The sequence below is a fragment of the Microcoleus sp. K1-B1 genome (assembly GCF_036704705.1).
Classification (GTDB): Bacteria; Cyanobacteriota; Cyanobacteriia; order Cyanobacteriales; family Microcoleaceae; genus Microcoleus.
The window spans coordinates 20259-27357 of record NZ_JAUBSH010000077.1; the positions used below are offsets into that span (position 1 = coordinate 20259).

Here is a 7099-nt window from a genome sequence, read left to right on the forward strand (position 1 = left end):
CTTTTGCTTCTTCCTTTTTTCCTCTTCCTTCTTCCTTCTTCCTTCTTCCTTCTTCCTTCTGACTACTTTAAACCCGATCGCACGGGATTGACAGGAGCCTCAGCAGTCGCCGGGTCTGTACCCTCTTTGACGCGCCGCAACTTAGCTCCCAATTTTTGCAGTTTCACCTCTAACTGCTCGTAGCCGCGGTCTAAGTGCTGCAAGCTGCTGATGGTGGTGACACCATCGGCTGCAAGTCCCGCTAACACTAACGCCGCCGAAGCCCGCAAATCTGTTGCCACTACCGGCGCACCCGACAGCCGCGACACTCCGCGCACAATCGCTACATTGCCTTTAAGGCGAATGTCGGCGCCCATGCGGTTGAGTTCTGCTACGTGGCGCAAGCGATTCTCAAACACGGTTTCTTTGATCAAGCTGTCGCCTTCGCTCAGCGTCAGCAAAGCCATAAACTGAGCTTGCATATCTGTGGGGAAACCAGGATAAGGCAGAGTTTCGATGTCTGTGGCCGAGTGAGTTTTGCCGGGAACTATCCGCAAAATGTCGGGGGATTCTGCAATAATTTTCGCCCCAATTGTCTGCAATTTGGCAATGACTGCGGTCAGGTGGTCGGGAATTACCGGCGACAAACTGATTTCCGAGTGAGTGATGGCTCCGGCTACTAAAAATGTTCCGGCTTCAATGCGATCGGGAATAATTGAATAGTCTACCGCGTGCAGCTTGGGAACTCCCGAAATGACGATCGTATTCGTGCCAGCGCCTTGAATTTTTGCTCCCATTGCGCGGCAGAAATTCGCCAAATCTGCGACTTCCGGCTCTTGAGCCGCATTTTCAATCACGGTTTCTCCTTCAGCCAGAGTCGCCGCCATCATCAAAGTTTCAGTTGCGCCGACGCTGGGGTAGTCCAAATAAATTTTGGCTCCTTTCAGGCGGCGGTTTGGCCCTTTGACGTAAGCGTGAACCGTGCCGTGGTCGATGTGGACTTCGGCGCCGAGGGCTTGCAGACCGCGAACGTGGAGTTCCACGGGTCGGGCACCGATGGCGCAGCCACCTGGCAAGGGTACTTTGGCAAATCCCAAACGCGCTAGCAGTGGGCCGATGATGAAGAAGCTCGCCCGCAGTTGGCTGACTAATTCGTAGGGGGCTTGAGCGTCTATGAGGTTGCTGGCGTTGATGTCTAGAACGTCGCCGTGCTGCTGTAATTTGACTCCTACAGCCGAGAGAATTTGCCCCATGCGGGCGACATCGACCAGACCGGGAACGTTGCGGAGACGGCAATCCTCTGGGCATAGCAGGGCTCCTGCCATGACGACTAAGGCCGAGTTTTTGGCGCCGCTGATTTTGACATGTCCTTTAAGGGGCTGGCGACCCCAAATTTGCAATACTTGTTGGTCGCTTTCAGGTGAAGCTGGCAGGTTAGATGAGTTCTGAGCTGGTGTAATGGGTTTGCCCTCCATAATTCGCTTCGTTACTTTATACATTATTAATTTTGGTTCGATTTTACCGGAAAGTTTTTATATGTCTAGGGGTAACATTTGGAATTCCGGGAATTATATTTGCTGGAATTCAGTAGGGACAAGGCTTTCAGGTTTAATCGCACAAATAATGTCGATCGAGTCTCATGAAATTATCTGTATCAAAATTTACGTTCATTTGTAGCGGTCGCTCGAATAGCAAATGTTATACCTTTGTCAACGATCTTTTGAAGTAAAAGCCGGCTGGGTTGTTGACAAAGGTGTAAGATATCGGTTCGATCGACAATGCCAGAAAGTTTACACATTGTCGATCGCCCCATTGCCTGTGCTAACCTGTGACAACAACCTAGAGCCAAAGCTACTCCTAGCATATGGTTCACATTAAACGGATCGAACTGACTAACTTTAAATCTTTTGGCGGCACGACGGCCATTCCCGTGCTGCCCGGTTTTACTGTGGTTTCCGGGCCCAACGGTTCAGGGAAGTCCAACATCCTCGACGCTTTGCTATTTTGTCTCGGACTTTCGAGTTCTAAGGGAATGCGGGCTGAACGTTTGCCGGATTTGGTGAACAGCGCCCAAAACAAACGCGGTACGATCGAAGCTAGCGTGACAGCGACTTTTGCGTTGGAAGATGTGGGAGAGGAATGGTTCGCCCGCGATGAAGATGAGGAGGAAAATGCAGCAGATGAGTTATCTGTTGAAGCAGAGGAAGTCGAAGCGATAGAAACTGCCGAAACTCAAGACAACAACGGACAATCATCTCCTGTCAATCAAGAATCGCCTCTATCTGTTGAAGAAGCCGAAGGGATAGAAATTACCGAAACTCAAGATAACAACGGCAAATCATCTCCTGTTAATCGAAAATCGAAAATCGAAAATCGAAAATCGGATGAGTTATCTGTTGAAGATGTAGAAGAGATTGAAATCGCAGCAACTCAAGACAACAACGGACAACTACTCGCTACTAATAAAAAATCCAAAATCCAAAATCCAAAATCGGATGAGTGGAGTGTGACGCGCAAACTTCGGGTAACTCGCCAAGGTACTTACACTTCAACTTATTACATTAACGGCCAACCTTGCACGCTGACTCAACTTCACGAACAACTCAATCGCTTGCGAATTTATCCCGAAGGCTATAACGTCGTGCTACAAGGAGACGTTACCAGCATTATTTCGATGAATTCTAAGGAACGCAGAGAAATCATTGACGAATTGGCAGGGGTGGCTCAGTTCGATCGCAAAATCTCTTTAGCTAGGCAGAAGTTGGATGAAGTTAAGGAGGTGGAAGAACGCAGCAGCATTGTAGAAAAAGAGCTGATGTCTCAGCGCGATAGACTGGCTTCCGATCGCACAAAAGCGGAAAAATATCAAAAATTGCGGGCGGAATTTCAAGAAAAATCGCAGTGGGAAATTGTGCTGAAATTCCGCCAGTTGCAAAAGCAAGAATGGAAACTGCGCGAACAAATCGAAGCGGGCGATCGCACTTCGGCATCTCTCACCGAACAACTGCAAACAATTAGCACCCAAATTCAAGCAGCAACCGCCGAACTTGACGCACTGAATGCCCGCGTTAAAGCTTTGGGAGAGTCAGAATTGTTGGCTTTGCAAGCGACGATTGCCACTCAGGAAGCGGAAAGGCGACAACTGCAAAACCGCAAACAGGATTTGGAAACAACTGCTGGGCAAATGGCGGCTAGCATAGCACAAACCGAGGAAGAAGTTCGGCAATTTAAACAAAGTTTGGAGCAAATTGAGATTGAAATATCTTATGTTAAGTCTCAGCAGGGGAGTTTTCAGGAACAGCGGGATGCAGCCCAGCAAAGTTTAGATGAAAGTCGGGAAGTTGCAAATGCGATCGCCTCCACGGCAGAAGCTTGGGTACAGCAGCAAACGGAACTGCACCGCCAAATCGAAACAATTCAACAAACTTTGGAACCGCAGCGTACAGAACAAGCTACCATTGGCGAAAGAGCCGATCGCCTGCAAAGTCAAATTCAAGAACAAAACCAATCGCTGCAAGTATTGGAACAGGAAATTGCAGCGAAAAAAGAGCAGCAATCTCGCCTTGTGGAAACCAAAGGCGTGGCATCTTTGCAAGTAGAATCGCTGAATCAAATTTTAGTCGAAGCTGAACAAGAATTGCAACTGCAACAGGAAACTCAAACTCGTTTGTTGGAAGAACAGCGGGAAAGACAGCGCAAATTAGACAAACTAGAAGTGCAGTTTCAAGCACTGCAAGAAGCGACGGGAACGTTTACGGCAAAAATTGTCGCGCAAAGCGGAATTGGCGGAGTTTGCGGCTTGGTGGCGCAACTCGGCAGGGTAGAACCGCGCTATCAGTTGGCGCTGGAAATAGCGGCGGGCGGGCGCATGGGAAATATGGTGGTGGAAGATGACAGCGTGGCTGCTGCTGCGATCGAATTGTTGAAACAAAAACGGGCGGGAAGGATGACGTTTTTGCCTTTGAATAAGATTAGAGGCGGCAGGTATTCGGTGAATGAAAATTTGCGGCGCGCGGCTGGGTTTGTGGATGCGGCTGTTAATTTGATTGATTGCGATTCGCGGTATCAGGAAATTTTTGCTTACGTTTTTGGCAGTACGGTTGTGTTTAGCAACCTCAGCGACGCCCGTCGCTATTTGGGACAGTACCGGATTGTCACTTTGGACGGGGAAATTTTGGAAACTAGCGGGGCGATGACTGGGGGAAGTTCTACTAATAGATCTACTTTGCATTTTGGCACGGTTGAGGCTAGTGAGGCTGCTAGTGAAGCCCGAACGATCGCGTCTTTGCAAGAAAGGTTGGAGGAAATTGAGCGGATTTTGGAACGGTGCAAAATTGCGATCGATCGCGCGTCTGTTGCAGTCAAAACTCGCAGCCAAGAATTGATGGAAGCGAAACAAAATTTGCGCGAACATCAGTTGCGGTTGGAACAGTTGGATTCAGAAATTAAGAATTTGCAAGCGCAACAGGAACAAGTGCGATCGCAAATTGCGAAAAACACACAGGAATTAACTAATTCGCGATCGAGATTGCAGTTGCTGGAACGAGAATTGCCCGCACAGGAAACTCAATTGCAGCAGTACCGGCAAACTTTGGCGCAGTTGGAAGAGTCGAACAGTCACAGCGAATGGCAGCAAATGCAATCGGGTTTGCGCGCTCTGGAAGCGCAACTGCAAGAGCGAGAATTGGCTCTGAGAAACGTCCAGCAACGCCTTGTAGACTTGGAAAATCAATTCGGTCGTTTGGAAGACAAAATTAAGGAAGGCAGCGAGAAATTGCAGGAATGGCAAGTCCAGCAAAACGCGGGGGCGGATGCGATCGATCGCATTGTTTCGCAGCAGTTAGAACTCGATGGACAAATTGCCGCAGCTAAGGCGGCTTTGGGGGAAATTGAGGAAAAATTGGGCGTGCAGAAGGGAGAGCGCGATCGGGCGGAATCTCAATTGCGAGAACAGCATTTAGCCAAACAACAGTTACAGTGGCAGTTGCAAAAACTTCACGAAACTCAGCAAGAACGCCGGGAACAATTAGCCGCAGTCCGCACTCTATTGGAAGCGCAGCGGGCGGAAATGCCCGACCCCGTGCCGTCGATTCCTGAAAATGTCGAGAAAGCCAATTTGACGGAATTGCAGCAGGAAGTAAAGGCGATCGCCAAGCGCATTCAAGCTTTAGAACCAGTCAATATGCTAGCCTTGGAAGAGTACAACCGCACTCAAGAACGCCTTCAAGAATTAAGTCAAAAATTGACGACATTGGAAGGAGAACGCACTGAACTGCTGTTGAGAATCGAAAACTTTACCACACTCAGGCGGCGCGCTTTTAAAGAAGCTTTCGACGCCGTTAACGAGAACTTCCAGACTATCTTTGCGGAACTTTCCGAAGGCGATGGCTATCTCCAGCTAGATGACCAGGAAGACCCCTTCAGCAGTGGCTTGAATTTGGTGGCTCACCCGAAGGGCAAACCCGTACAGCGGCTGGCTTCCATGTCTGGAGGCGAAAAATCATTGACAGCGCTGAGTTTTATTTTTGCGCTGCAACGCTACCGCCCGTCTACGTTCTACGCTTTTGATGAAGTGGATATGTTTCTAGATGGGGCAAATGTGGAGCGATTAGCTAGAATGATAAAACGACAGTCTGAACAAGCCCAGTTTATTGTTGTGAGTTTGCGGCGACCTATGATTCAATCGGCTGAGCGTACAATTGGCGTTACTCAAGCACGGGGAGCTTATACTCAAGTCATAGGGCTGAAGTTGTAGTCCCGGAGTTTATGTTAACGCTCGTGTTGAGTGATATATGTACTTAATAAATCAGGATTAAAGTTAGAATGACATCCGAACAAATCTGCCAACGCTCCGATATTCTAGGCACTCAGGTCATCACCCGCGACAGAGGTAAACGCTTGGGGGTGGTTAGTCAATTGTGGGTGGACATTGACCGGCGGGAAGTTGTGGCGATCGGTCTACGTGATAATATATTCGCGGTCGCTGGAATGCCGAAGTTTATGTTCCTCAGCAATGTCAGCGAAATCGGCGACGTGCTGTTGGTGGAAGATGAGAGCGCGATCGAAGATGATGTTGATGTTGAAGTCTACAGCATTTTGATTAACAGCGAAGTTATTACCGAAACTGGCGAACTTTTGGGTAGGGTGCGGGGCTTTAGGTTCGACCCCGAAGACGGTAAGTTAGTTTCTATAATTATCGCTTCTCTGGGAATCCCCCAAATCCCCGACCAAGTTCTCAGCACTTACGAGTTGGGGATTGAGGAAATTGTCAGCAGCGGCCCGAATCGCTTGATTGTGTTTGAAGGTTCCGAAGAAAGGCTCAGGCAGCTTAGTGTGGGTTTGCTGGAGCGCGTTGGTTTGGGCCAAGCACCTTGGGAACGAGAAGAGGACGAGGCAGGTTATTATCCGAAACCCGTGGCTACGGGAAATCAATTGGGCCCAGGCGTGCGGATACCTGCACCGGAAATGCGGAGCCGCGTAGCTGCGCCTGCGGTGGAGGAAGTTCCTTGGGATGAGGATTTAGAGTGGAATCGGCCTGCGGTTCGCCAGCCGCCGATGCGCGCGGTGCAGGTACAGCAGCAGCAAATCGAGGATTACGAGGATTACGAAGAGGATAATTGGGGCGGCGAGGAGGACGATTACGAGGAGGAAGAGTACGAGGAACAGCCGCAATACACTCGCGCCGAGATTTCTCGCCCGAAGCAGCCGGTGGTGGAGTACGAGGATGATGTGGAGGCTGATGCTTGGGCTGACGATGAGGCACCGAAGCCTTACCAGGCTCCTCGGGTGAATATCCCTGAGAAAACTAAGACTCCTGAGTACGAGGAAGAGCCTGGTTATTAGGAATCACTCAATTAGCTGAAACCAATATTTTGCACTCTTTTTAAGAACGGGCAAGATGCCCGTTCCACAATCAAGTTTATTTTTTGTGGAACGGGCTTCTAGCCCGTTGCTGATATTGGTGCAAGATGTGAGTTTAAACTGAGATGTTGCACCATTCTTAAGAACAGGCAAGATGCCTGTTCCACAAAGAGTAGATTTTCTTGTGGAACGGGCTTCTAGCCCGTTGCTGATATTGGTGCAAGATGTGAGTTTAAACTGAGATGTTGCACCATTCTTA

At 49.2% G+C, this 7099-nt stretch carries 3 protein-coding genes and 1 pseudogene; 2 read left to right on the plus strand and 2 right to left on the minus strand.

Annotated features, from left to right (window positions below):
• Window positions 1–62: 62 nt before the first annotated feature.
• Window positions 63–1478, minus strand: coding sequence for a UDP-N-acetylglucosamine 1-carboxyvinyltransferase (murA, locus tag QUA83_RS22900; RefSeq protein WP_333296063.1), 1416 nt, complete (start codon window positions 1476–1478; stop codon window positions 63–65).
• Window positions 1479–1843: 365 nt separating this feature from the next.
• Here murA and smc point away from each other — a divergent pair, with 365 nt between their 5' ends.
• Window positions 1844–5734 carry a chromosome segregation protein SMC gene (gene smc, locus QUA83_RS22905; protein ID WP_333296065.1) on the plus strand — a complete coding sequence of 1297 codons (3891 nt, stop codon included), beginning with the start codon at window positions 1844–1846 and terminating at the stop codon, window positions 5732–5734.
• A 68-nt stretch (window positions 5735–5802) separates the two neighbouring features.
• A complete protein-coding gene (locus tag QUA83_RS22910) occupies window positions 5803–6822 on the plus strand; it encodes a PRC-barrel domain-containing protein (RefSeq protein WP_333296066.1) in 1020 nt (339 codons plus the stop codon).
• A gap of 3 nt (window positions 6823–6825) precedes the next feature.
• Here QUA83_RS22910 and QUA83_RS22915 read toward each other — a convergent pair.
• A pseudogene (locus QUA83_RS22915) lies at window positions 6826–7099 on the minus strand (hypothetical protein); the annotation flags it as partial.